This is a genomic window from Duganella rhizosphaerae, from assembly GCF_040364205.1.
Taxonomy (GTDB): domain Bacteria; phylum Pseudomonadota; class Gammaproteobacteria; order Burkholderiales; family Burkholderiaceae_D; genus Rugamonas; species Rugamonas rhizosphaerae.
Genome location: NZ_BPWK01000006.1, coordinates 378,914 through 402,509, shown reverse-complemented (window position 1 = coordinate 402,509; position 23,596 = coordinate 378,914). Strand labels below are relative to the sequence as shown.

Below are 23,596 nucleotides of genomic sequence, written 5' to 3'. Positions count from 1 at the left end.
GCGCTAGTTGAAATAAAAGAAATATTTATTTATTTAACCATTAGCAAAACAACAGTAAGTACGGCGGCCTACGGATGCCGCCAACTCTCCGGCGGCATGATAAGATAGACAACAGGCAGACGCTACCGATATCAAATGACTTCATCCACTTTGTTCTTCATTACAAGCCCCGATACCGAGGCGAGAAATTGAAGTTTTGCGGCGCCTGCGATGGGCACCCTTTTATTAATATGTCCCAGTGCGTTCTGCCGGGTGATAACGCCATTCCATATTCAATGGCACGCTTTTGTCCGCAGCACTTTCAGCTCGACCTGTTCAGGCACTTCGGCATAGACATACCACCGTCGATCGGCGCCAGCGTTCAAAAACGCCAGGCCGAGTTTCTCGCCGGCCGGATCTGTGCTCAGGCAATGCTACAGCTCCACGGCCGCTCCCCAACACAAGTTAACATCGGGACGCATCGCGCACCGCACTGGCCTGAAGGCATTGTCGGCAGCATTACACACAACTCGCATTTTTCCGCCGCTATAGTCACCACGGATCCGGCGGTAAAAGGCATTGGCATCGATATCGAAACCGTCATCGAACCATCGTTGGCGCGTACCATAAAACATCAGATAGCCAATGAGCGAGAGATGGACAGTCTGGGCGCCCCCGGCAGCGAATTAAGTACCCACCAGCGATTGACGCTACTCTTTTCTGCAAAGGAAAGCTTTTTCAAAGCCGCGTTCCGTCAGGTTGGCCAATACTTTGACTTCAGTGCTGTTGAATTAATCCAGCTGGATCAGGAAAATTCAAAGATGCAGTTTCGCTGCGTGGATACCCTGAGTCCCGGATTACCGGCAGGCACGCGCTTCCTGGCATCCTATCGCATGCTGGACGAAGCGACCCTGATGACATCGGTAATACTGACCTGAGCGCGCGTTGGCGGGTTGCATTGCGATGCCATGGATCTCCAAGCAGAAAGTTGAGCGTTGACATACAAGTTCACCGCGTCGGCTTGTTTCTGCAAGAAGAAATGGTGACCGTCGAACCAGTGAACCTCGCAAGTTCCGGTCGTCTCCAGACGCCATGCATCCACTTGTTCGAGCGTTGTATATTCGTCATCGCGACCAGCCAGTACGGCGATCGGCATCGCAAGCGGGGGGCGCGGCACATACTGGTAACGCTCGGCGAGGGCGAAATCTGCACGCAACACCGGCAATACCAACTCCATCAACTCAGCATTGTTCAAAACCTCCGCCGGCGTGCCCTGATAATTCTGTAGCGCTCTAATGAGTTCGTCCTTAGGCAACAAGTGCAAGTTTTCCGGCGGCTCGCGAAGACGTGGCGAACTGCATCCCGACACCATCAAGCCAAGCGGGAGCGCGCCACCAATTTCCTGCAAGCGCGAGCTTACCTCAAAGGCTACCAATGCCCCGAGACTGTGGCCGAAGAATGCAAACGGCAGCGGCGGCTGTCCAGCGATCCGCTCTGCCAACACATCCACCAACAGGTCCAGGTCGCGCACCGGCAGTTCGTGAAAGCGTGTACCGCGGCCCGGCAACTGAACAGCGCAAACTTCAATGTCGCCATCCACACGCTTCCGCCATTGTGAGAAAACGCCGGCACTGCCGCCAGCATAAGGGAAACAATACAACCGCATTCGAGGCTCAGCTGGAGCACTCCGAACGAACCAGGGATCAGGCACCATCAGACTTCCTTCATATCGGATGTTGCGGCGATCAAACCGCCGCAGGAAAACTTTGTTTCATTGCTTAATCGCCAATAGTATCATGTTTATACTGCAATTATTATAGTTGTTATATTAGGACAATCCGGGCGCCAATTATCAGGAGTCAGCAATGTGTTGGCGCCGAGGCAAACTTGTACGTTTGCTGGCTGGATTGCCCCTCTCAGTTTGACCGTAAGCGTCTTCCCAGCGCCATCTGGACTGCCTGATCGGCGTCATCCATGATCGAATTTTGGCACAGTATTTGTGCCCACAATTTTCGATTATGGACACAAATTTTCAACCGATCATTTCCACGAATGCACGCGGCCACTACCGCCAGCATCCATTGGAGTTCAAGCGCGCCCTAGTGGCGCTGTCGCTGGAGCCTGGCGCCTCGGGCGCGCACATCGCGCGTGAGCACGGCGTCAATGCCAACCAAGTCTTCAGCTGGCGCCGGCTGTATCAACAAGGACGCCTCGACGTACCTGCATTGATGCGAGGCGATGGCCTGTTACCGGTGATGCTGGCGCCAACAGCGTCAGCATCGAGCAACACCAGCTCCGATGCCGACGGCATTATCGTGCTTGAGTTGGGCGAGGTCCGCGTGCGGATCGAAGGGCAACCCAATGCGGCCATATTGGCGCAGGTGTTAGACCGGGTGCTGCGATGATCGGTCTGCCCACCGGCACCAAGGTCTGGATCGCCGCCGGCATCACCGATATGCGCGCCGGCTTCAATGGACTGGCTGCAAAAGTGCAGACGGCGCTGGAGGAAGATCCGTTCAGCGGCCACGTGTTTGTGTTCCAAGGGCGACGCGGCGACCTCATCAAATTACTGTGGTGGACTGGCGATGGCCTATGTCTGTTGGCCAAGCGGCTTGAGCGCGGGCGCTTCGTCTGGCCGCAAGCTACCAACGGCTCGGTAGCGCTGACGCAGGCGCAGCTGTCGATGCTGCTCGAAGGCATAGACTGGCGGCGGCCGGAACGGACCTGGAAACCCACGTCGGCCTCCCTTGAAGGCGCTGCTGCTCGCCCAAGACGAGGTGGTGGAAGGGCTGCGCGAGCAACTGAACACGCGCGCCGTCGAGATCGAGCACCTCAAGCTGCAGATCGCCAAATTGCGGCGCATGCAGTTCGGCCGCAAGTCGGAAAAGCTGGACCATCAAATCGAGCAGCTCGAGCTGCAGCTGGAAGACCTGCAGGCCGACGAGGCCGAGGCGGCGCGCGAGATGCCGGCCGCCGACCAGGCGCCGCGCAAGAAGTCGGTGCGTCGGCCTTTGCCCGATCATTTGCCACGAGACGAGAAGGTATACGCGCCGACCGCCGATGCCTGCCCAACCTGCGGTGGCGGCCTGCGGCCGCTGGGCGAGGACGTGGCGGAGCAACTGGAGTTCGTGCCGGCCAGCTTCCGCGTGATCCGCCATGTGCGCGCCAAGCTGGCGTGCTCCTGCTGCGACGCCATCGTCCAGGCGCCGGCGCCGAGCCGGCCAATCGAGCGCGGCATCGCCGGCCCCGGTCTGCTGGCGCACATTCTGGTGGCGAAGTTCGCCGATCATCTGCCGCTGTACCGCCAGTGCGTCATCTACGCCCGCGAAGGTGTCGACCTGGATCGCGCAATGCTGGCGAGCTGGGTCGGCGCCGCGAGCGCGTTGTTACGGCCGTTGGTCGATGCCGTTCAACGTCATGCGCTGGCGGCGTCGAAGCTGCATGCCGACGACACCCCGATTCCGGTGCTGGCGCCCGGCAACGGCAAAACTAAGACGGCGCGTTTATGGACCTACGTGCGCGATGACCGGCCAGCCGGCGACACCACGCCGCCAGCCGTCTGGTTTGCCTACACACCGGACCGCAAGGGCATCCATCCACAAACGCACCTGGCCAAATTCGAGGGCGCGCTGCAAGCCGATGCCTACGCCGGCTTCAACGCCTTGTTCGAAGACGGCACGATCCGCGAAGCGGCCTGCTGGGCACACGCGCGACGCAAATTCCACGACCTGCACGCGGCGCGACCAACCCCGCTGACCACCGAGGCGCTGCGGCATCGCCGAACTTTATGTGATCGAGGCCGAGATCTAGGGCAAACCTCCCGACGAACGAAGAGAAGTTCGGCAAGCCCGCTCTCGTCCGCTACTCGATGACCTGGAACGCTGGCTGCAAACCACGCTCGAAACGCTATCGCGCAAGTCCGACACGGCGGCGGCGATCCTGTACGCGCTCAAACTCTGGCCGGCGCTGCTGCGCTACTGCGACGACGGCGCCATCGAGATCGATAACTCGGCTGCCGAGCGCGCCTTGCGTGGCGTCGCCATCGGCCGCCGCAACTACCTCTTCGCCGGCGCCGACAGTGGTGGCGAACGCGCCGCCGCGATCTATTCGTTGATCGGCACGGCCAAGCTGAACGGTGTCGACCCCGAAACCTGGTTGCGTCACGTGCTGACGCATATCGCCGATCATCCCGTGAACCGGGTTGATGATTTCTTGCCTTGGAACTGCAACCTACCAGCAGCCCTTTGAGATGACGCCGCTTCCCAGCGGGGTAATGCCATCATCGATTAATTTTCTACAGCATTCAAGACGGCGCTCAGCGGACGCTTACTTTGTGACCGAGTTTTGTGTGTTTTTAATCAATATTTTCATTTAGCGACTTTATTTGGCTGTTTGCGACTTTTTTAAACATTAGCGACTTATTTGCACGGAATAGGCGCCGACGGGCCGCGCATCCCGGTAAAAATATTTTTAAAAATAGCTTGCTATTCAATAGCGCACGATCTATAGTGTGTTCATGGGCGCTGCAAACAGCGCCGAATAGTAGTAGAAGTAAGTAGCTAGCGATTAGATAGTTAATTAAACATTCTCCCTCACTCAAAGGAAATCATCATGTCGATCCAACAAGTTCTGTACCGCGCAAACGCAAAAGCAACCGGTGGCCGCGAAGGCCGTGCTGTTTCCTCCGACAGCGTGCTGGACGTGAAGCTGACCACCCCGAAAGAACTGGGCGGCGCCGGCGCCGTCGGCACCAACCCTGAGCAGCTGTTCGCTGCCGGCTACTCGGCCTGCTTCCTCGGCGCGATGAAATTCGTCGGCGGCCGCGACAAGATCGCCGTCCCGGCGGACGTTTCGGTGGAAGGCACCGTCGGCATCGGTCCTATCCCTACCGGTTTCGGCATCGAAGTCGAACTGAAAATCTCGCTGCCAGGCCTGGACCGCGCAGAAGCCGAGAAACTGGTCGCCGCCGCCCATATCGTTTGCCCATACTCGAACGCCACCCGCGGCAACATCGACGTCACCCTGACCATCGTTTAATCGACGCGGTCCCCGAATGAAAGGCCGGCCCCTCCTCCGAGGCGCCGGCCTTTTTTCACATACAATCGTTGTTTTGAACCGCATCGGGACACGCAATGATTGAGTGGCAATGGCTGGCCTTTGACGACATCCCCCGCCTGGACTGGCATGAAGTGCTGCTGCAGCGCCAGCAGGTGTTCATCCTGGAGCAGACCTGTTTGTACCCGGACATCGACGGCGCCGATCCGCAGTGCCATCACCTGATGGCCTGGCGCGAGATCGACGGCAAGCGCACGCTGGCCGCGTATCTGCGCTGCGTGCCGCCCGGCGTGAAGTACGACGAAATGTCGCTGGGCCGCGTGCTGACCACGCAGGCCGCGCGAGGCGGCGGCATCGGCCGCGAGCTGCTGGCCAAGGCGATCCCGCTGGCCGAGGCGCTGCATCCCGGCCACGGTTTCCGCATCGGCGCGCAGGCGCATCTGGAAAAGTTCTACGCCAGCTTCGGCTTCAAGACGGTGACCGAGCCTTACGACGAAGACGGCATCCTGCACATCGATATGGTGCGGTAAGACCCGTGCGCTAGAACGTCAGCATGAAACGCGCGCCGGCGCTGACCGAGCGCGCGTAGCGCACCGTGCCGCCGTTGGCGTGCACCAGGTGCCGCACCATCGCCAGGCCGATGCCCCGGCCCTGTTTTTTGGTTGAGAAGAACGGCGTGAAGATGTGCGCGGCCAGCGCCTCCGGCACGCCGGGGCCGTTGTCCACCACTTCGATGCGCAGGCGGCCGCCGCGGCTGAAGCGCGCGCGCACCTGCGCTTCCGGCGCCTTGCCGGTGATGGCTTCGGAGGCGTTCTTCAGCAGGTTGATGAGCGCCTGTTCCAGCTGGCCGGGATCGATCATCACCGCCAGCGACGCCGGCTCCACCGTGAACGACACCTTTCCACCCAGGGCCTGCCACTGCGGCGCGATCAATATCGACAGGCGGTCGAACAATTCCTCCAGCAGCACGCGCTGCGGCTGCGCCTGCGGCACGGTGGACAGGCTGCGGTAGCTGCCGACAAAATCGACCAGGCTGGCGGCGCGGCGCGAGATGGCGTCCAGCGCGGTGCCCAGGTCGGCGTGGATGTCGGCCGGCAGGCCGGCTCCCGCTTCGTCCAGCAGCCCGCAGGCGGTGCGCGACAGGGACGCCACCGGCGTCAGTGAATTCATGATCTCGTGGGTCAGCACCTGCACCAGTTCGCGCCAGGCGTTCAGGGCTTCGGCTTCCAGTTCGCTTTCCACCGGCATCAGCGCGGCCAGGCGCTGGGCCGTGCCCTGCATCGTCAGCGCGGCGACGGCGACCAGCGCGCGCTCCACGCCACGTTCGGTGTCAAAGCTGATCAACTGCCGCTGGCCGGCGGTCTGCGCGGCCAGCAGCTGGTGCAGGTCCTGCGGCGCGCTGGCGCGGCCAGGTGCGAGCAGGCGGCGCGCGCTGGCGTTCAGCGGCGCCACCGCGCCGGCGCCGGCCGCGTTGCGGATGCTGAACAACGCGATGGGCGCGTGTTCGAGCCGGGCTTCCAGCGCGTGGATGGTGTCGGCCAGTTCGCGGCCTGCGGGTGCGCCGTAGTGCATCGCGCTGTCGTGCGCTTCCATGCGCGGGGTGCGCGGCGCCAGGCGGCGCAGGCATTGCCACAGCGCGGCGGCAGGCATCAGCGCGGCGAGGCAGCACAACACGATGCGACGCGGCTCGGGCGTGGCGGACATGACGTCGGCAACGGCGGTCAGCGCCATCAAGCCGGCAACGCTGGCGGCAGCGCCCAGCTTGAGGAGGCGTTCAGATGCCATGCTTGCCCAGCTTGCGGTACAGCGCGGCGCGGCTGACGCCCAGCGATTTCGCGGCGTGGCTGATATTGCCGTTGAACTGGGCCAGCGCCGAGGCGATGGCTTCGCGTTCCAGGGCGTCGAGCGTCATGTCGCCGGCGATGGCGCCGTTGAGGGCGCCGCTGCCGGAGCCGGAGCCGTTGATGGCGGTGCGCGCTGAAGCGGCAACCGCGACGCCCGGCGACGCGATGAAATCTTCGCCATCATCCAGCGCCGCAGCGCCGGCGCCGAGGCCGAAATCGCCCAACGATAATTCAGCGCCCTGCCCCAGGATCACGGCGCGTTCGCAGGCATGGCGCAGCGCCCGCACATTGCCCGGCCAGTCGTGGCGCAGCAGGCCATCCATCGCCACCGCATTCACGTTGCGCACCGGCCGGTCGTACTGCAGGGCGTACAGGTTCAGATAGTGCGCCAGCAGCAGCGGTATGTCCTCGCGCCGCTCGCGTAGCGGCGGCACGCGGATCACGATGGTATTCAGGCGGAACAGCAAATCCGGCCGGAACACGGCGGGATCGAACAGCCGCGCCTCGTCCAGGTTGGTGGCGCTGATAATGCGCACGTCGATGGCTTCCGGTTTGTCGGCGCCGATCGGCGTCACCTCGCGCCGTTCCAGCGCGGTCAATAACTTGGCCTGCGCCGCCAGCGGCATGTTGCCGATTTCGTCCAGGAACAGCGAGCCGCCGCGCGCGGCCTGGAAGCGCCCCGCCCGATCGGCCTTGGCGTCCGTGAACGATCCTTTGCGATGGCCGAACAACTCGCTCTCGAAGGTCGATTCCGGCAGCGCGCCCATGTCCACCGCCAGCAGCGTGCCGGCCGCGCGGCGCGACAGCGCATGGATGGCGCGCGCCACCAGCTCCTTGCCGACGCCGTTCTCGCCCAGCACCATCACGTTCGCCTCGGTCGGCGCCACGCTGGCGATCAAGGCCTTCAACTCGCGCATCGCCGCAGATTCACCCATCAGGTCGGGCGTCGCCGCCATCGGACCGCGCATGGCGGCGCGACGGGCCAGCGCCTGGTCGATGGCGGCCACCAGCCGCGCGTTGTCCCACGGCTTGGTGATGAAATCGCCGGCGCCGCGCTTCAACGCTTCCACCGCCAGCGGCACGTCGGCGTAGGCGGTCATCGCGATCACCGCCGGCGGCTGCGCCTGTGAGCGCAACAGGTCCAGCAGCGCCAGGCCTTCGGCGCCGTCGATGAAGCCGGGTGTGAAGTTCAGGTCCAGCAGCACCACATCCGGCATGCCCTGCGCCAGCAAGGCCGGCAGGCCTGCCGGATCGCACAGCGTGGCGACCTTGTCGTAGCGTCGCCGCAGCAGCAGCTGTGCGGCAGTGGCAACATCGGCGTCATCATCGAGTATCAGGACATAGGCGGTCATGCAGGCATTCTAGCAGCCGCCAACGGGCGCCGGGCATGGCTTTCCGGCCGCAGGCCTTGGGCGCGCGCCGCAAGTGTTCAGTTCCGAACAGTGGCCGCTGTTCATAAGCGGACACCGGACGGCCATTGAGGGCCGATGAGGGGCAAACAGGCTGTCAATACAGGCTTTTTGGCCATGGCACAGGGTTTGCTGTATGGCTTTCATGCACATCAAAAAAAATATCGGCCCCTCTCCTTCCCACCTGCCATCCAGCGGCGCGGCGATGGACGTTGTGGTGCCACGCAAACGCGGCAAGGCCATCGCCCTCGGACTGGCGGCCACGCTGGCCGTCGCGGCGGCCGGCTACGCCCTGTGGTCGTGGATGCCGCGCGGCCTGCAGATCGACGGCGCCGACCTGCGCATCGGCCAGGCCGCGCGCGGCATCTTCGTCGACGAAATCGTCGTGCGCGCCAATGCGGAGCCGCTCAATTCCGTGATACTCGACTCGGTCGAATCGGGCCGCGTCGAAGAAGTCTTCGCCATCGACGGCACGCTGGTGAAAAAAGGCCAGCTGCTGTTCCGCATCTCCAACCCGCAGCGCAACCTGGAACTGCTGGCGCGCCAGTCGGAACACGCGGTCAGCATTTTCAACCTGTCCAACCTGCGCGTGGCGCAGGAGGCCAGCGCCAGCGACCACCAGCGGCGGCGCGAAGACCTCCAGTACGCGCTGGAGCAGGTCCGCAAGCAGCATGAGCGCAATGTGAGGCTGGCGGCGCAGGGCTATATCTCCGCCGTCGCGCTGGAGGAATCGGCAGACAAGCTGCAGCAGCAGCGCCGCCTGCTGGCACAGGAAGAACGCGCCTCAGGCACCGAGGAGAGCGTGCGCCGCAACGCCGCAACGCAGCTGGAAACGGCGATCGGCGGCCTGAACTCCGGCCTGAAGCTGGTCTCCGCCACCGTCGATGCGCTGGCCGTGCGGGCGCCGGTCGACGGCCGGCTGACCAACTTCCGCCTGCAGGTGGGCGAATCGATCAGCACCGGCAAGAACATCGGCCGCATCGACGATCCGGCGCGCTTCAAGCTTTCCGCCAGCGTCGACGAGTACTACCTGAACCGCATGGCCGTCGGCCGCCACGGCAGCGTCAAGCAGGACGAGCGCAGCTACGCGATCGATATCCGCGCCATCTACCCGCAGATCAAGGAAGGCCGCTTCATGGTGGAGCTGGTGTTCACCGGTGGCCAGCCGCCGGTGCTCAATCCCGGCCAGAGCCTGGACGCGCGCATCACGCTGGGTGAGCCGGCCAAGGCGTTGCTGCTGCCGAACGGCGCCTTCATCAACGACAGCGGCGGCGCCTGGGTCTATGTACTGGACGCCGGCGGCCGTACGGCGCAGCGGCGCGCGGTACGCGTCGGCCGCCGCAACAACAGCCAGCTCGAAGTGCTCGAAGGCCTGGCCGCCGGCGACAAGGTGATCCTGTCGAGCTACGCGGCCTACGGAAATTCACCACGACTGCAAATAACGCAGTAAATTCCCATCACTACCAATCAAAGGCAAACCCCATGCTCAAACTCGTCGGCATCAGCAAAATCCACCAGGCAGGAGAAATCCAGACCACCGCGCTGGATCGCATCGACCTGGAAATCGAAGCGGGCGAATACGTCGCCATCACCGGGCCGTCCGGCTGCGGCAAGTCGACCATGCTGGGCATACTGGGGCTGCTGGACGTGCCGAACCACGGCGAATACTGGTTCGAGGGCCAGAACGTGGCCGGCTGGAGCGAATCGAAACTGAACCAGCTGCGGCGCGGCCGCATCGGCTTCATCTTCCAGAGCTTCAACCTGATCGAAGAATTGACCGTGTTCGAGAACGTCGAACTGGCGCTGGAATACAACGGCACGCCGGCGCGCGAACGGCGCGAGCGCGTGACGGCGATGCTCAACAAGCTGGGCGTGGGCCATCGCGCCTCGCACCGCCCTTCGCAACTGTCGGGAGGCCAGCAGCAGCGCGTGGCGATCGCGCGCGCGCTGGTGGCCGGCCCCGCCGTCCTGCTGGCCGACGAACCGACCGGTAACCTGGACACCGCGCACGGCGATGAAGTCATGCGCCTGCTGCGCGAGATTAACGCCGAAGGCACCACCGTGGTCATGGTCACGCACTCGCCGGACCACGCCGCGCAGGCTTCGCGCACACTGAACCTGCTCGACGGCCGCATCATGGTCGACGTACTGCAAGCCGCTTAAAGCGTCAGGATCATCTCCATGAACCTGCGCGACTTTCGCATAGGCTGGCGCCTGCTGTTGCAGCAGCCGGCCTACTCCGCCGTGGTCATCGGCGGCCTGGCCATCGGCTTTGCCGCCTGCTTCCTGCTGTTCGGCTTTGTCGAATTCTGCCTGAACTTCAACAGCGCCATCCCCGACAACGATCGTCTGCTCGTGGTCAAGCAGCGCATCAACGTCTTCCCGCGACCGGAATGGCAAGCCTGGGCCTTTATGCCCCTGCGCGATGTCGCTCTCGCCAGCGGCATGGTGTCGGAGGCCAGCGTCGCCAAGCCCATCGACTCGCCGATACGCGCCGGCAGCGATTTGCGCGCGCTGAACCTGCTGGCGGTCGATCCCGATTTCCGCACCATGTTCGGCATCGTCGCGCTGCAGGGCGACTTGAAAGCGGCGCTGGCGCAGCCGGACGGCCTGGCGTTGACGCGCACCGGCGCCCACAAACTGTTCGGTTCCAATCCCGCAATTGGCCAGACCGTCACGGTCGACGGCACGGCATTGCAGGTGCGGGCGCTGATGCCCGATCCGCCGGCCAACAGCAGCCAGCAATACGAGGCGCTGGTCGGCACCGGCAGCAGCGCCTGGCCGGAACGCGAAACCGCGATCAGCAAATGGGGGCGCGGCATCGTCTACATGAAGCTCAAGCCCGGCGCGTCGATGCAGGCGTTGACGGCGCTGCTGCAGGAAGCCAGCGAGAAATCGCCCACCAACCAGCGCGTTAAAAGCAGCGGCATGGGCAAGGGCCTGAACGGCCGCAACGTCGCCGATATCAGCCTGCTGCCGCTGCGCGACGCCTACTTCGACGAGGGCCTGGCCAACAGCCGCGCGGGCGAGCAATACGGCCAGCGCAGCAGCGTGTTCGGGCTGGCGGCGGCGGGTTTCCTGATCCTGCTGCTGGCGGCGATCAACTACATCAACCTGGCGACGGTGCGCACCTTGCGGCGCCAGCGCGAGATCGGCATCCGCAAGCTGCTGGGCGCAAGCTCCGCACGGCTGGTGCGCCAGTTCCTCAGCGAGGCGGCGCTGACTTCCGTGCTGGCGGCCATCGCCGGCCTGGTGCTGGCGTGGCTGCTGCTGCCGACTTTCTCGGAGCTGGTGAACCGTCCGCTGGCCGGCATGTTCACGCCCTGGCGCTGCGTGATCGCGCTGGCGTTCGGACTGTTCATCGGCGTGTGCGCCGGCGCCTATCCTGCATGGCTGGCGCAACATGCGTTGCCCGGACCCGCGCTGGCGGGACGCGGCAACAGCGAAACCGCCGCAGGCCTGTGGGTGCGGCGCGTGCTCACCGTGCTGCAGTTTTCCAGTGCGATGGCGCTGTCGGCGACGGCGCTGGCGGTCGGCTGGCAGACGTATTTCGCCACCCATGCGTCGCCGGGATTCGATCCCGCGCACCTGCTGGTGCTGGACCTGCCGTCCGATGCGGAGGGCAAGCAGGGAGCTGTCGCCTTCATGGAGCAGCTGGCCCGGCTGCCGCGCGTTGAAGGCGTGTCGTCTATTTCCGAGGCGGTGGGCCGCGACGGCATGAAGCTGACCAATACCGTGACCACCAGGGACGGCCGCGAGATACCATTGGAGGGCAAGAACGTCAGCGCCAACTGGTTTGAAGTAAGCCACCTGCAGGCGCTGCACGGACGGCTGTTCCGCGCGGCGCAAGATGTCGACTATGGCAAATCCCCACGCGTGGTGGTCAACACCGCCGCCGCGCTGGCGCTGGGGTATCTGGCGCCGCAGGATGCGGTCGGCCAGGTTGTACCGGGCGGGATGGAGATCGTCGGCGTCGCGCCCGACCTGCGCTTCCAGGGACTGCACCAGCCACCGAAGGCGATCGTCTATTTCGTCCGCCCCGGCGGCGTGCTGATGATACGCACCAGCGACAGCCTGGAAACGGCCTACGCCGAGATCGAACCGCTATGGCGTCGCCACTTCCCCAACGCCATCATGGAGATGAAGACACAGCAGGCCGTACTCGAAGAGCGCTACGCCAGCGAGGCGAGGCTGATACGGATACTAGCGGCCACCAGCGTGATCGCCATCGCCCTGGCGGCCTTCGGCATCTACGTGCTGTCGGCCTACAGCGTGCAGCGCAGCCGGCGCGAGATCGTGATGCGCAAGCTGCACGGCGCCGGCCGCGCCGACATCGCGCTGATGATGGGCCGCGAGTTCTCGGCGCTGGTGGGTGCCGGCGCGATGATCGGCCTGCCGCTGGCGGCGGTGGCCATCCAGCGCTACCTGGCTGTCTACACCGAGCACGCACCCATCGGCGTCTGGACGCTGGCGGCGGCGCTGGCGATGGCTCTTCTGGTGGCGCTGCTGGCCACCACCCGCCACACGGTGACGGCATTGCGCATGTCGCCCGCATTGGCGCTGCGCGACTGAACCGGAGACTGATATGAAAACTAGCGACTTCCGCATCGGCTGGCGCCTGCTGCTGCGCCATCCACTGCATTCCGCAGTGGAGATACTGGGCCTGGCGACCGGCTTCGCCGTTTGCTTCCTGCTACTGGGATTTGTGGCCTACTCCTTCAGCTACGACAGCGACGTGCCGCAGCGCGAGCGCGTGTTCGTCATCAAGCACCGGCTGAACTTCATCCCGCAGCCGCAATGGATGGAGTACACGCCGTTCGCGCTGCGCGAGGTGGCGCTGCGCAGCGGGGTGCCGCTGGAGGCCAGCGCCTGGTGGCCGCGCCAGGCCACGCTGCAACTGCACGGACGCATGCAGCAGCTGGAGGTCACTGCGGTCGACCCGGCGTTCCAGTCCATCAGCGGCCTGCCGGCAGTGGCAGGCGACCTGCGCGCGGCGCTGACCCGGCCCGACGGCCTGGCCGTGACGCGGCAGACCGCGCTGCGCCTGTTCGGCACCACGCAGGCGCTGGGACGCAGCATCGAGATCAATCGCCAGGCGCTGCAAGTACGGGCCGTGCTGGCGGACCGTCCGGCCAACAGCACGCTGCAGTTCAACGCGCTGGTCGGCGTGGGCAGCATGCTGTGGCCGGAGAAGGAGCGCCAGGATGCGCTGTCCAACTGGATGGGCATCGGCGGCCGCATCTACGTCAAGACCGGCCAGGGCGTCAGTCCGCAAGCCTTGCAGCGGGCGCTGCAAGATGCGATCGACCATGCGCCGTGGGCCAGCATGGCGACGCCTGAAATGAAGGTGGCGCTGGCCCAGCGCAAGATGGTCGATGTCGGCCTCGGTCCGCTGGCCGACGCCTACTTCGACCGCAGCGTCGCCAACACCATGGGCACCGGCCCGCGCGGCGACATGCGCGTGGTGCTCGCGCTCGGCGCCACCGGCCTGCTGATACTGCTGCTCGCCGTGATCAACTACGTCAACCTGGCGACGGTGCGCACCTTGCGCCGCCAGCGCGAGATCGCCGTGCGCCGGGTGCTGGGCGCCAGTACGCGCCAGTTGCTGGCGCAGTTCATGGCCGAATCGATGCTGCTGTCGGTGGCCGCCGCGGCGCTGGGCGTGTTGCTGGCGTGGCTGCTGCTGCCGCTGGCCTCCGACCTGCTGGAGCGCCGCCTGGACGGCATGTTCACGCCGGCGGCGATCGGCGTCTGCCTGCTGGCCGGCGCGCTGGTCGGCGCGGCGGCCGGCGTCTATCCAGGCTGGCTGGCGCGCGGCGTCGACATGGGCATCACGCTGGCCCACCGCAGCGGCGAAACCGCAGGCGGCGCTTGGCTGCGCCGCGTCCTGACGGCGGTGCAGTTCGGCGCGGCGATGAGCATGGGCAGCGTGGCGCTGGCGATCTTGTGGCAGACGCAGTTCGCCGCGGCGGCGCCGCCGGGCTTCGATGCCGAGCCGCTGCTGGTGGTGGAGATGAGCGAGAACCTGCGCGACAGTCCCGCCGCCCGTTCGCTGCGCGACGCCATTGCGCAACTGCCCGGCGTGGCCGGCGTAGCGGACAGCCGCGACGTGCCGGGCCGCGACGACCATACCGGCACGCATGGCAGCGACATGGTCAAGCGCGTGGACGGCAGCAGCGCCTCGCTGTCGGTGCATTTTGTCGGACCGGATTTCTTCAACGTCTACGGTCTGAAGGCGCTGGCCGGGCGCATGTTCGATCCGCGCATCGAAGGCGCGGCCGGCGACGGCGAACAAAACGTCGTGGTCAACCAGGCGGCGGTGCGGGCGCTGGGCTGGGCGTCCGCGCAACAGGCGGTGGGGCAGCGCATCGGCGGCACCCAGTTCCGCATCGCCGGCGTGACGCCCGAGCTGCGCTGGGAAACGCTGCGCGACCCGGTGCGCCCGACCATGTACCGGATAGCCAAGGACAACCAACTGCTGACGGTGCGCATGCGCGCCGCACCGGATGCGCAAAGCCGCGCCGCGCTGGAGCAGGACATCGCCGCCGCCTGGAGCCGCTACTTCCCGGCCAGCGAGCCGGTGATACGCCTGGCCGGCAGCTACTACGCGCAGGCCTACGCCGACGACGTGCGCATGGCCAGGCTGCTGGCCTGCGCCACGGCGGTGGTGTTCGCGCTGGCCGCTTTCGGCATCTACGTGCTGGCGGCGCACAGCGTGCAGCGCCGCGCGCGCGAGATCGTGCTGCGCAAGCTGCACGGCGCCGGCCGCAGGGCGATCGCGATGCTGGTCAGCCGCGAATTCCTGCTGTTGACGATGGCCGCCGCCGCAGCCGGGCTGCCGCTGGCGTGGCTGGCGATCGAGCGCTATCTGGCGGGCTTCGCGGCGCGCACGCCGCTGGGCGGCTGGGCGCCGGCGGCGGCGCTGGCGTGCGCGCTGCTGATCGTGGCGCTGGCCACCGCCCGCCACACGCTGGCGGCGATGCGCATCGCACCGGCGCAGGCGCTGCGCGACTAGGCGCCCGGTACAAAAAAAGGCCGGTTTCCCTCAACAGGGAAACCGGCCTTTTTCATTGGTATCCGATCAGATTATTTGACCGAAACCAGTTGCAACTGGAAGATCAGCGTCGCATTGGCTGGAATGCTGCCCTTGCCGGCCGCACCATAAGCCTGGTCGGGCGGGATAGTCACGGTGCGCGTGCCGCCAACGGCCATGCCGATAACGCCGTTGACGAAGCCTGAAATATTGCCAGTGCCGGTGCTCAGGACCAGCGCATAGGGATCGGCAGGCGCCACATTGGCATCGAACTGCGGGCCCTTGCGATCGGCGCGCGTGCCGTCATACACCCAGCCGGTGTAACGCACGGTGACGGAGCTGCCGGTCACGGCGACAGCGCCGGTGCCGATCACGTCATTGACGATGGTCAGCGTCGTCGGTGGCGGGACGTTGGGGATGACGGTGCCCGGGATAACGTCGATCAGCTCAAAATCGTAGACTATCGGCGAATTGGCGGGAATCGCCGGATAGATGCCTGTTGCAGCGCGCGATGCGGCGCCGTACACCAGGTTGGCCGGCAGGATCGCGGTGCGCTTGCCGCCGATTTTCATGGCGGCGACAGGCGCCACGCCGAGAATCGACTGGTCCCAGCCCGCCACTACCGCGCCCACGCCCACCGTGAACGGAGTGGCCGGCTTGCCGGTATCGACCGAGCTTTCCACTTTGGCGCCTTTGAAATCGGCCTTGGTCGAGTCGTACAGGTAGCCGGTGAAGTTGATCACCACAATGTCGCCCGCCTTGGGGGCGGCGCCGGTGCCGACCACGGTATCGGTCAGTTTGAACGCCGGTTGCGGCACCACCACCGCCACCGGAGCTTTAGAGCCCCCGCCGCAGGCCGTCAGGGCCGCTACGCAGGCAACGGCAGCAATAAATTGAAACATCGATTTCATGATTACCTTTGATGAGTATTCGTATTGGTCGCACATTCGGAGCAGAAGTTTAGCAGACCATACCGCTTCCGCTCCGGGCGCTACATTCGGTTACATCTTTTAGCGCCGAAGGTGTGCTTAAATTTCCACTTGCGTGCCAAGTTCGATCACGCGGTTGGTGGGAATCTGGTAGTAGTCGGCGGCGCCGCGGGCGTTGCGCGACATCGTCACGAACAGGTGTTCGCGCCAAGTCGACATGCCGGCGCCAGGGGTCGAAATCACCGTCTGGCGGGCGATGAAGAACGACGTCTCCATCATCTCGAACGGCAGGCCGAGGCAGTCGCACTGGGCCAGCGCCTTCGGAATATCCGGTTCGTCCTTGAAGCCGTAGTGGACGTTCACTTGGTAGCACTGGTGGCCCAGGTCCGTGACCTTGACCTGCTCGGCCACCGGCACGAACGGCTCTTCCACCACGTGCACCGTGAAGAACACCACGCGCTCATGCAGCACCTTGTTGTGCGACAGGTTGTGCAGCAGCGCGTGCGGCACGCCGTCGCTCTCGCCGCGCAGGAAGATGGCGGTGCCGTAGACCCGCGTCGGCGGCGCCACGAACAGCGAGGCCAGGAAGTCTTCCAGCGGAATCGCGTGCTTCTGCAAATTCTGGAACACCAGTTCGCGGCCGCGCTTCCAGGTCAGCATCACCGTGAACAGGATGATGGCCAGCAGCAGCGGGAACCAGCCACCGTGGAACAGCTTGAGCGAGCTGGCCGAGAACAGCAGCAGGTCGATCACGATGAAGAAGCCGGTGGAGGCAAAGCACACCCACAGCGGCAGGTTCCAGCGGAAGCGGATCACGAAGAAGGTCAGGAAGGTGGTCGCCAGCATGGTCGCGGTGACCGCGATGCCGTAGGCGCCGGCCAGTTTCTCCGACGAGCCGAATCCGACCACCGCCATCAGCACCACCGCCAGTTGCAGCCAGTTGACGATAGGGATGTAGATCTGGCCGATCTCGGTGGCCGAGGTATGCAGCACGCGCATGCGCGGCAGCAGGCCCAGGGCGATGGCCTGCTTGGTCATCGAGAAGGTGCCGGAAATGGTGGCCTGCGAGGCGATCACCGTCGCCAGGGTCGACAGCGCCACCAGCGGGTAGACGCTCCAGGAGCCGAGCTGCTGGAAGAAGGGATTGGCGATCGCTTCGGGATGGGTCAGCAGCAGCGCGCCCTGGCCCAGGTAGTTCACCGCCAGCGACGGGAACACGATCATGAACCAGGCGAAGCGGATCGGCCGCGCGCCGAAGTGACCCATGTCGGCGTACAGCGCCTCGGCGCCGGTGAAGGCCAGCACCACGGCGCCCAGCGCGACGAAGGCGATCATGCGGTTTTCAAACATGAAGCGCAGCGCATGCAGCGGGTTCAGCGCCCACAGGATCTGCGGCGCCTGCACGATGTTGATCAGGCCCATGACCGCCAGCGCGGCAAACCAGACCACCATCACCGGGCCGAACCAGCGGCCGATGCCGGCCGTGCCGTGGCGTTGCACCGCGTACAGCGTGACCAGCACGATGATGGTCAACGGCACAATGTACTGTTCCAGCCCCGGCGTGGCCACTTCCAGACCCTCGATCGCGCTCAGCACCGAGATGGCAGGGGTGATCACGCTGTCGCCGTAGAACATGGTGGCGCCGATCACGCCCAGCAGCATCAATGGATAGTGCCAGTTCGGCGCTTTCTTGCTGACCGAGTTCAGGGCCAGCGCCATCAGCGCCATGATGCCGCCCTCGCCGCGGTTGTCGGCGCGCAGCACCAGGCTGACGTATTTGAGCGAGACGATGGTCGTCAGGCCCCAGAAGATCAGCGAAATGATGCCCAGCAGGTTGCCTTCGTTCAGGATCAGGCCGTGCTCGGGATCGAAGATGGTTTTGAGGGTGTAGAGGGGACTGGTACCGATATCGCCGTAGACGATGCCTACCGCAGCCAGCGTCAAGGCGACGAGGCTGCTTTTCTTATGTTGCTCGGTCAAGATTGCACCTGTTGTTGTTTTGGTGCATTGCACAATAGGATAAGTATTTGCAAAAGGCAAGGAGATTTTCGCATGGAAGGGCGTTCCAAAAATTCAATATCGCCAGTGTACGCTGGTGCGGGCTGAAGCGCGAGTTCGGCGGCAGACGTGGCGGCGGTCCCGGCAGCGGCGGCGCGTCATTTAGGCGATAATGGCAGACCTTGCCCTCCGCCCCGCCGTCCGTCCCCATGAACATAGGTATTGTTTACGCCACATTCGCGTTCTTTTGCTGGGGTCTGTTCCCGCTGTATTTCCACGCCATCGGCGAGGTGCCGGCGCTGGAAATCCTGGCGCACCGCATGCTGTGGTCGCTGTTGTTCCTGGGCCTGGTGCTGACCGCGCGCCAGCAATGGAAATGGCTGCCGAAGGTGCTGCGCAATCCGCGCGTGCTGGCCAGCTTTGTCGCCTCGGCGCTGCTGCTGACGGCCAACTGGTTCGTCTACATCTGGTCGGTCAACAACGGCCACGTCATCGACGCCAGCCTGGGCTACTTCATCAATCCGCTGGTCAATGTGCTGCTGGGACTGCTGGTGCTGAAGGAAAAGCTGCGCCGCGGCCAGTGGATTGCCATCGGCGTGGCGGCCAGCGGCGTGCTGTGGCTGACCTGGTCGGCCGGCCAGGTGCCGTGGATTGCCTTGATTTTAGGCCTGACCTTCGGCGGCTACGGCCTGCTGCGCAAGACCGCCGCGCTGGCGGCGCTGGAAGGCCTGTCGCTGGAAACCATGCTGCTGTTCCCGCTGGCGCTGGTGTATGTGCTATGGCTGACCTTGCACGGCCACAACACCTTCGTCAACACCCCGTACGACAGCACCCGCTGGCTGCTGGCGGCGGCCGGGCCGATCACCGCGATACCGCTGGTGATGTTCGCGGCCGGCGCGCGCAAGATCCCGATGTCGGTGCTGGGCCTGCTGCAATACCTGTCGCCCACCATGCAGGCGGTGCTGGGCGTGTGGGTGTTCCATGAAAGCTTCCCGCCGGCGCGGCTGATCGGCTTCGTCATCATCTGGGCCGCGCTGGCGCTGTACGTGGCCGAAGGGCTGTGGATGGCCCAGCGCGCTAAATAGTGGGCGGACGGCGGGATTTATCGTATCCTGTCGTCCTTCCTTGCATTTCTACGCAATTAAAAAATTCTTACTGAGATTCTCAATGGCAAATTACGTCTACACCATGAACAAGGTGGGCAAAATCGTCCCGCCCAAGCGCCAGATTCTGAAAGATATTTCGCTGTCCTTCTTCCCGGGCGCGAAAATCGGCGTGCTGGGCCTGAACGGCTCCGGTAAGTCGACCTTGCTGAAAATTATGGCAGGCATCGACACCGACATCCAGGGCGAAGCCGTGCCGATGCCGGGCCTGAACATCGGCTACCTGCCGCAGGAACCGCAGCTCGATCCCGAAAAAACCGTGCGCGAGGAAGTCGAATCGGGCCTGGGCGAAGTGTTTGAAGCGCAAGCCAAGCTGGAAGCGGTGTACGCCGCCTACGCCGAGGAAGACGCCGACTTCGACGCCCTCGCAACCGAGCAGGCGCGTCTGGAAGCGATCATCTCGACCTCCGACGGCGGCAACCTGAACCTGCAGCTGGAAATGGCCGCCGACGCGCTGCGCCTGCCGCCTTGGGAAGCCAAGATCGGCGTGCTGTCCGGCGGTGAAAAGCGCCGCGTGGCGCTGTGCAAGCTGCTGCTGTCCAAGCCGGACATGCTGCTGCTCGACGAACCGACCAACCACCTGGACGCCGAGTCCGTCGATTGGCTCGAACAATTCCTGCTGCGCTTCCCGGGCACCGTGGTCGGCATCACCCACGATCGCTACTTCCTCGACAACGCCGCCGAATGGATCCTGGAGCTGGACCGCGGCCATGGCATCCCATGGAAGGGCAACTACTCGTCGTGGTTGGACCAGAAGTCCAACCGCCTGAAGCAGGAAGAGTCGACCGAGTCGGCGCGCCAGAAGGCGCTGCAGAAGGAACTGGAATGGTCGCGTCAGAATCCGAAGGCGCGCCAGGCCAAGTCCAAGGCCCGCCTGGCCCGCTTCAACGAGCTGAGCGAGTACGAATACCAGAAGCGCAACGAGACCCAGGAGATCTTCATCCCTGTGGCCGAGCGTCTGGGCAACGAAGTGATCGAGTTCAAGAACGTCTCGAAAGCGTTTGGCGACCGCCTGCTGATCGACAATGTGTCGTTCACGATTCCGCCGGGCGCCATCGTCGGCATCATCGGCCCGAACGGCGCCGGTAAATCGACCTTGTTCAAGATGATCGCCGGCCTCGACAAGCCGGACAGCGGCGAAGTGGTGATCGGCCAGACCGCCCGCATCTCGCTGGTGGACCAGAGCCGCGATACGCTCAGCGACAGCAAGAGCGTGTTCGAGGACGTGTCCGGCGGCGCCGACATGCTCAGCGTCGGCCGTTTCGACATGCCGTCGCGCGCCTACCTGGGCCGCTTCAACTTCAAGGGTTCGGACCAGCAGAAGATCGTCGGCAACCTGTCCGGCGGTGAACGCGGCCGCCTGCACCTGGCCAAGACGCTGCTCAAGGGCGGCAACGTACTGCTGCTGGATGAACCGTCGAACGATCTGGACGTGGAAACCCTGCGCGCGCTGGAAGATGCGCTGCTGGAGTTCGCCGGTTCCGTGCTGGTGATCTCCCACGATCGCTGGTTCCTGGACCGTATCGCCACCCACATCCTGGCGTTTGAAGGCAACTCGCAGGTCACCTTCTTCGACGGTAACTATCAGGAATACGAAGCCGACAAGAAGAAACGTCTGGGCGAGGAAGGCGCCAAGCCTAAGCGCATCCGCTACAAGCCACTGACTGTCTAAAAGCAAAAGGCCACCGCAAGGTGGCCTTTTTTATGGCTAAGAGGCGAACCCCGAACCGTGGAGGGGTCAGACCCCGTACGGGGTCTGACCCCAGGCTGGCGGGTTAGAAGTTGTAGCGCACGCCAGCAGTGATGGCGCTGTTTTTGCGGCCCAGATCGATGTTGTTCTTGCCGTAGTTTTCATACTCCAGCGAGACCTTCACGTTCTTGTTGATCGCGTACTCGGCGCCAACCGAGCCGTACAACGCGCTCTTGTTGGCGTCGCCACTGACGGAAGCGATGCCGGTGGTGGTGACGTCGTTGTGGTTACGCGCCACGCCCAGCTTGCCGAACAGGGCGACCTGGTCATTCACCGTATAGGTGCCCTTGCCCGCAACGTAGAACGAGCTTGCCTTGGTTTGCACATGGCCGGGCGCGCCGCCTACCGTGTAGTCATAACCTTTCTTGCCGAAGTCGGTGTAACCGCCTTCGACCGCCCAGGTCTTGTCGATGTTGTAGCCGGCGAAGATCTTGCCGGTCGCCTTGTCGCCGCTGCGGTCGGAAACGCTGGTGGCGTTCGGCACGTCGAATTTGTAGTGGCTGCCCACGACACCGGCGCCGATGTAGGCGGTGCCCGCGTCATCGGCGGCGTAAGCGGAGGTGCCGGCCAGGGCGGCAGCGGAAGCAACTAATGCGAACAGAATTTTTTTCATGGTCTTGGATCTTTCAGCAAAATGAGTGTTGGACTTGCTTGGGATCGCAGTTCTCTGAATTGCGATGGAGCCAAGATAGCACTCACGCCAACACCTGTCCGCACCGATTTAGTAAGAAGTGTGACAGGATGTAAGCCAAATTATAGATGGCTTACACTAACTTCCTCCAAACTTAAGAGAGGCTTAAGGTTCGCGCAGAATATTGCGGAAAGTGAGGTTAATGCGCGGCCCCTTGGGTCCGCGTTCCTTGTTGATGCCGTGCAGCCAGTGATGCTGCAGGCTGCCCGCCATCAGCAACAGGCAGCCGTCGCCCAGCGCCAGCTTGACGGTCTTCGGCAGGGTCCGGTGCTTGAGGATGAAGGTGCGCGCCGCGCCGAAGCTGACCGAGGCGATGGCGGGATTCGGCCCCAGCGTCGGCTCATTGTCGGCATGGAAGCCCATGCGGTCGCGTTCGTCGCGGTAGTAGTTCAGCAGCAGGCTGTTGAACTGGCGGCCGGTGGCCAGCTCCACTGCCTGTTTGATGTGCAGCTGCAAAGGTGTGAAGGGCAGCGGACGGAACAGCTTGCCGGAGTATCGGTAGCGGGCGTCGCCATGCCAGGCGCTCAGGCGCGGCTGCATGTGCAGCTTGCCCCAGACCTGGATCTGTTCCTCGCGCCAGTCGGTTTCGTCGAGCAGGCGCTGCATGGCCTCGGCCGGCGCCAGGTCCAGCGCCAGCCGCTGCTGGAACCACAGTTCGCCATCCTCGATCGGGATGGGCATCAAGGCGCTGTCGTCGGCAAATAAGTCCATGCGCGGTATCATACCGGCACTACGTCAGACAGGAGAACCTCGTATGCAAAAACGCCAGTTTCTGGGCCGCGCCGCCTTGGCCGGCATGGCCGCCGCCGCCCTGCCCGCCTCGCAAGCCGCCGCCGTTGCGGGTAACGCCGGACCAGCGCTGCTGACCGTGACCGGCGCCGTCGGCAAGGTCAACCGCGGCCGCTTCGATCCGGTGCGCGACCAGATGATGTTCAAGCAAAAACTCAGCTTCGACAAGGCGCATGCCTTCGACTTCTCCGCGCTGGCCGCGCTGCCGGCCATCACCATCCAACCGACGCTGGAATACGACGGCAAGGTGCACACACTGCGCGGCCCGTTGCTGCTGGATGTGATGAAGGCGGCCGGCGCATCGCTGGGCGACGGCGGCAAGCTGGTGTTGCGTGCGGTGGATGGTTATGCGGCCACGGTCACCGTGGCGCAGGCGCGCGCGCAGCGCTACATCGTCGCCACCCATCTGGATGGCGCGGCGATGGCGCTGGGCGGACTGGGTCCGCTATGGGCGGTCTACGATGCCGACAAGATCCCGGAAATGGCGGCCAAACCGCTCGCAGAACGGTTCGGTTCCTGCCCGTGGGCCCTGTATCACATCGAAGTGCAGGCTTAAGCGTAGGCTTCGGCCAACGTCATTACGCGTGGCGCAATGGTGATGCCGATGCCGCTGAACAGCGCGGTGATGGCGGCCATATTGGCTTCCATCTCTTCCGCTTTCCAGCCCTGGAACAGGTCGGTGCCGTCTTTCTGGAAGTGCAGGTCCAGCACCTTGCCGCGGTCCTTGTGGGTGTAGCCGCCGCTGTAGGTGTTCTTGAAACCCATCGCCGCCAACGCCGCCAGCACTTCGGCCGGAGGATTGTCCGGATCGGTGGCCATGAACACACCAAAAGTCTTGCCGGGTGGTTTAGCGGCGATATCTACGTCGTAAATCCCTGGCGCTTTCGTGACGGTCGTACTCTTCAGAAATAACATGTTCTTACCCCTATCCTATTGGTGCGCCGGCTTCGTGCTAG

At 64.2% G+C, this 23,596-nt stretch carries 21 protein-coding genes and 1 pseudogene; 14 read left to right on the top strand and 8 right to left on the bottom strand.

Going from position 1 to position 23,596, the window contains the following annotated elements; translation table 11 throughout:
* Positions 1 to 74 precede the first annotated feature (74 nt).
* Positions 75 to 917, top strand: a complete 843-nt coding sequence (locus RUGAMON1_RS16065; protein WP_445231432.1) for a 4'-phosphopantetheinyl transferase family protein — start codon at positions 75 to 77, stop codon at positions 915 to 917.
* On the opposite strand, the gene RUGAMON1_RS16060 is transcribed toward RUGAMON1_RS16065, so the two are convergent.
* The gene (locus tag RUGAMON1_RS16060) at positions 866 to 1,645 is read right to left on the bottom strand and encodes a thioesterase II family protein (protein WP_445231445.1); all 780 of its coding nucleotides are present in this window, start codon (positions 1,643 to 1,645) and stop codon (positions 866 to 868) included. The two genes, RUGAMON1_RS16065 and RUGAMON1_RS16060, sit on opposite strands and share 52 nt — an antisense overlap.
* Positions 1,646 to 1,997: 352 nt before the next feature.
* On the opposite strand from RUGAMON1_RS16060, the gene tnpA reads away from it, so the two are divergent.
* From tnpA to RUGAMON1_RS16030, 6 genes and pseudogenes are all read left to right on the top strand, one after another.
* Positions 1,998 to 2,384, top strand: a complete 387-nt coding sequence (tnpA, locus tag RUGAMON1_RS16055) for an IS66-like element accessory protein TnpA (RefSeq protein WP_445231431.1) — start codon at positions 1,998 to 2,000, stop codon at positions 2,382 to 2,384.
* Positions 2,381 to 2,686 (top strand): annotated as a pseudogene (tnpB, locus tag RUGAMON1_RS16050) (IS66 family insertion sequence element accessory protein TnpB); the annotation flags it as partial. The gene tnpA and the pseudogene tnpB, both read left to right, overlap by 4 nt.
* Before the next feature lie 73 nt (positions 2,687 to 2,759).
* The gene (tnpC, locus tag RUGAMON1_RS16045) at positions 2,760 to 3,851 is read left to right on the top strand and encodes an IS66 family transposase (RefSeq protein ID WP_445231430.1); all 1,092 of its coding nucleotides are present in this window, start codon (positions 2,760 to 2,762) and stop codon (positions 3,849 to 3,851) included.
* A gap of 1 nt (position 3,852) precedes the next feature.
* A complete protein-coding gene (locus RUGAMON1_RS16040; RefSeq protein ID WP_445231444.1) occupies positions 3,853 to 4,227 on the top strand; it encodes a transposase domain-containing protein in 375 nt (124 codons plus the stop codon).
* A gap of 363 nt (positions 4,228 to 4,590) precedes the next feature.
* Positions 4,591 to 5,016, top strand: coding sequence for an organic hydroperoxide resistance protein (locus RUGAMON1_RS16035; protein WP_445231429.1), 426 nt, complete (start codon positions 4,591 to 4,593; stop codon positions 5,014 to 5,016).
* Between the two features lie 95 nt (positions 5,017 to 5,111).
* Positions 5,112 to 5,564, top strand: a complete 453-nt coding sequence (locus RUGAMON1_RS16030) for a GNAT family N-acetyltransferase (protein ID WP_445231428.1) — start codon at positions 5,112 to 5,114, stop codon at positions 5,562 to 5,564.
* Between the two features lie 10 nt (positions 5,565 to 5,574).
* Here RUGAMON1_RS16030 and RUGAMON1_RS16025 read toward each other — a convergent pair whose 3' ends face one another.
* Both RUGAMON1_RS16025 and RUGAMON1_RS16020 read right to left on the bottom strand, forming a co-directional pair.
* Positions 5,575 to 6,819, bottom strand: coding sequence for a sensor histidine kinase (locus tag RUGAMON1_RS16025; protein WP_445231427.1), 1,245 nt, complete (start codon positions 6,817 to 6,819; stop codon positions 5,575 to 5,577).
* Entirely contained in the window at positions 6,809 to 8,230 is a 1,422-nt protein-coding gene (locus tag RUGAMON1_RS16020; RefSeq protein ID WP_445231426.1) for a sigma-54-dependent transcriptional regulator, read from the bottom strand. Before RUGAMON1_RS16020 ends, RUGAMON1_RS16025 begins: the two co-directional genes overlap by 11 nt.
* Positions 8,231 to 8,432: 202 nt before the next feature.
* On the opposite strand from RUGAMON1_RS16020, the gene RUGAMON1_RS16015 reads away from it, so the two are divergent.
* From RUGAMON1_RS16015 to RUGAMON1_RS16000, 4 genes are read left to right on the top strand one after another with little or no spacing between them, the layout of a single operon-like run.
* Positions 8,433 to 9,737, top strand: a complete 1,305-nt coding sequence (locus RUGAMON1_RS16015) for an efflux RND transporter periplasmic adaptor subunit (RefSeq protein WP_445231425.1) — start codon at positions 8,433 to 8,435, stop codon at positions 9,735 to 9,737.
* Between the two features lie 32 nt (positions 9,738 to 9,769).
* The gene (locus RUGAMON1_RS16010) at positions 9,770 to 10,450 is read left to right on the top strand and encodes an ABC transporter ATP-binding protein (protein ID WP_008443565.1); all 681 of its coding nucleotides are present in this window, start codon (positions 9,770 to 9,772) and stop codon (positions 10,448 to 10,450) included.
* A gap of 18 nt (positions 10,451 to 10,468) precedes the next feature.
* Entirely contained in the window at positions 10,469 to 12,859 is a 2,391-nt protein-coding gene (locus RUGAMON1_RS16005; protein ID WP_445231424.1) for an ABC transporter permease, read from the top strand.
* A gap of 13 nt (positions 12,860 to 12,872) precedes the next feature.
* Complete coding sequence (locus RUGAMON1_RS16000; RefSeq protein ID WP_445231423.1) at positions 12,873 to 15,302, top strand: ABC transporter permease; 2,430 nt, start codon at positions 12,873 to 12,875, stop codon at positions 15,300 to 15,302.
* A gap of 71 nt (positions 15,303 to 15,373) precedes the next feature.
* Here RUGAMON1_RS16000 and RUGAMON1_RS15995 read toward each other — a convergent pair whose 3' ends face one another.
* Positions 15,374 to 16,231, bottom strand: coding sequence for an FKBP-type peptidyl-prolyl cis-trans isomerase (locus RUGAMON1_RS15995; protein WP_445231422.1), 858 nt, complete (start codon positions 16,229 to 16,231; stop codon positions 15,374 to 15,376).
* Between the two features lie 117 nt (positions 16,232 to 16,348).
* Positions 16,349 to 18,229: a potassium transporter Kup gene (locus tag RUGAMON1_RS15990; RefSeq protein WP_445231421.1), complete on the bottom strand. Its 1,881-nt coding sequence runs from the start codon at positions 18,227 to 18,229 to the stop codon at positions 16,349 to 16,351.
* 227 nt (positions 18,230 to 18,456) lie between these two features.
* Between RUGAMON1_RS15990 and rarD the strand changes: the two genes are divergently transcribed.
* Both rarD and ettA read left to right on the top strand, forming a co-directional pair.
* A complete protein-coding gene (rarD, locus tag RUGAMON1_RS15985; protein WP_445231420.1) occupies positions 18,457 to 19,332 on the top strand; it encodes an EamA family transporter RarD in 876 nt (291 codons plus the stop codon).
* 82 nt (positions 19,333 to 19,414) lie between these two features.
* The gene (gene ettA / locus RUGAMON1_RS15980) at positions 19,415 to 21,082 is read left to right on the top strand and encodes an energy-dependent translational throttle protein EttA (protein ID WP_445231419.1); all 1,668 of its coding nucleotides are present in this window, start codon (positions 19,415 to 19,417) and stop codon (positions 21,080 to 21,082) included.
* Between the two features lie 103 nt (positions 21,083 to 21,185).
* On the opposite strand, the gene RUGAMON1_RS15975 is transcribed toward ettA, so the two are convergent.
* Both RUGAMON1_RS15975 and RUGAMON1_RS15970 read right to left on the bottom strand, forming a co-directional pair.
* Positions 21,186 to 21,773 (bottom strand): outer membrane beta-barrel protein, encoded by a 588-nt coding sequence (locus tag RUGAMON1_RS15975; RefSeq protein WP_445231418.1) that lies wholly within the window; start codon positions 21,771 to 21,773, stop codon positions 21,186 to 21,188.
* A 183-nt stretch (positions 21,774 to 21,956) separates the two neighbouring features.
* Positions 21,957 to 22,562 (bottom strand): alpha-ketoglutarate-dependent dioxygenase AlkB family protein, encoded by a 606-nt coding sequence (locus RUGAMON1_RS15970; protein ID WP_445231417.1) that lies wholly within the window; start codon positions 22,560 to 22,562, stop codon positions 21,957 to 21,959.
* 43 nt (positions 22,563 to 22,605) lie between these two features.
* On the opposite strand from RUGAMON1_RS15970, the gene RUGAMON1_RS15965 reads away from it, so the two are divergent.
* Positions 22,606 to 23,196, top strand: coding sequence for a putative pterin-binding protein (locus tag RUGAMON1_RS15965; RefSeq protein ID WP_445231416.1), 591 nt, complete (start codon positions 22,606 to 22,608; stop codon positions 23,194 to 23,196).
* On the opposite strand, the gene RUGAMON1_RS15960 is transcribed toward RUGAMON1_RS15965, so the two are convergent.
* A complete protein-coding gene (locus RUGAMON1_RS15960) occupies positions 23,193 to 23,555 on the bottom strand; it encodes a hypothetical protein (RefSeq protein ID WP_026334793.1) in 363 nt (120 codons plus the stop codon). The two genes, RUGAMON1_RS15965 and RUGAMON1_RS15960, sit on opposite strands and share 4 nt — an antisense overlap.
* Positions 23,556 to 23,596 lie beyond the last annotated feature (41 nt).

What these genes read in the sequence shown, in the direction of transcription:
- RUGAMON1_RS15960 (WP_026334793.1), bottom strand. Translation starts at nt 23,555, where the DNA reads ATGTTATTTCTGAAGAGTACGACCGTCACGAAAGCGCCAGGGATTTAC.
- RUGAMON1_RS16015 (WP_445231425.1), top strand. Translation starts at nt 8,433, where the DNA reads ATGCACATCAAAAAAAATATCGGCCCCTCTCCTTCCCACCTGCCATCC.
- RUGAMON1_RS16000 (WP_445231423.1), top strand. Translation starts at nt 12,873, where the DNA reads ATGAAAACTAGCGACTTCCGCATCGGCTGGCGCCTGCTGCTGCGCCAT.
- tnpA (WP_445231431.1), top strand. Translation starts at nt 1,998, where the DNA reads ATGGACACAAATTTTCAACCGATCATTTCCACGAATGCACGCGGCCAC.
- RUGAMON1_RS16025 (WP_445231427.1), bottom strand. Translation starts at nt 6,819, where the DNA reads ATGGCATCTGAACGCCTCCTCAAGCTGGGCGCTGCCGCCAGCGTTGCC.
- RUGAMON1_RS16060 (WP_445231445.1), bottom strand. Translation starts at nt 1,645, where the DNA reads ATGCGGTTGTATTGTTTCCCTTATGCTGGCGGCAGTGCCGGCGTTTTC.
- RUGAMON1_RS15970 (WP_445231417.1), bottom strand. Translation starts at nt 22,562, where the DNA reads ATGGACTTATTTGCCGACGACAGCGCCTTGATGCCCATCCCGATCGAG.
- RUGAMON1_RS16035 (WP_445231429.1), top strand. Translation starts at nt 4,591, where the DNA reads ATGTCGATCCAACAAGTTCTGTACCGCGCAAACGCAAAAGCAACCGGT.
- ettA (WP_445231419.1), top strand. Translation starts at nt 19,415, where the DNA reads ATGGCAAATTACGTCTACACCATGAACAAGGTGGGCAAAATCGTCCCG.
- rarD (WP_445231420.1), top strand. Translation starts at nt 18,457, where the DNA reads ATGAACATAGGTATTGTTTACGCCACATTCGCGTTCTTTTGCTGGGGT.
- RUGAMON1_RS16005 (WP_445231424.1), top strand. Translation starts at nt 10,469, where the DNA reads ATGAACCTGCGCGACTTTCGCATAGGCTGGCGCCTGCTGTTGCAGCAG.
- RUGAMON1_RS16030 (WP_445231428.1), top strand. Translation starts at nt 5,112, where the DNA reads ATGATTGAGTGGCAATGGCTGGCCTTTGACGACATCCCCCGCCTGGAC.
- RUGAMON1_RS15975 (WP_445231418.1), bottom strand. Translation starts at nt 21,773, where the DNA reads ATGAAAAAAATTCTGTTCGCATTAGTTGCTTCCGCTGCCGCCCTGGCC.
- RUGAMON1_RS15995 (WP_445231422.1), bottom strand. Translation starts at nt 16,231, where the DNA reads ATGAAATCGATGTTTCAATTTATTGCTGCCGTTGCCTGCGTAGCGGCC.
- RUGAMON1_RS15965 (WP_445231416.1), top strand. Translation starts at nt 22,606, where the DNA reads ATGCAAAAACGCCAGTTTCTGGGCCGCGCCGCCTTGGCCGGCATGGCC.
- RUGAMON1_RS16010 (WP_008443565.1), top strand. Translation starts at nt 9,770, where the DNA reads ATGCTCAAACTCGTCGGCATCAGCAAAATCCACCAGGCAGGAGAAATC.
- RUGAMON1_RS16065 (WP_445231432.1), top strand. Translation starts at nt 75, where the DNA reads ATGCCGCCAACTCTCCGGCGGCATGATAAGATAGACAACAGGCAGACG.
- RUGAMON1_RS16020 (WP_445231426.1), bottom strand. Translation starts at nt 8,230, where the DNA reads ATGACCGCCTATGTCCTGATACTCGATGATGACGCCGATGTTGCCACT.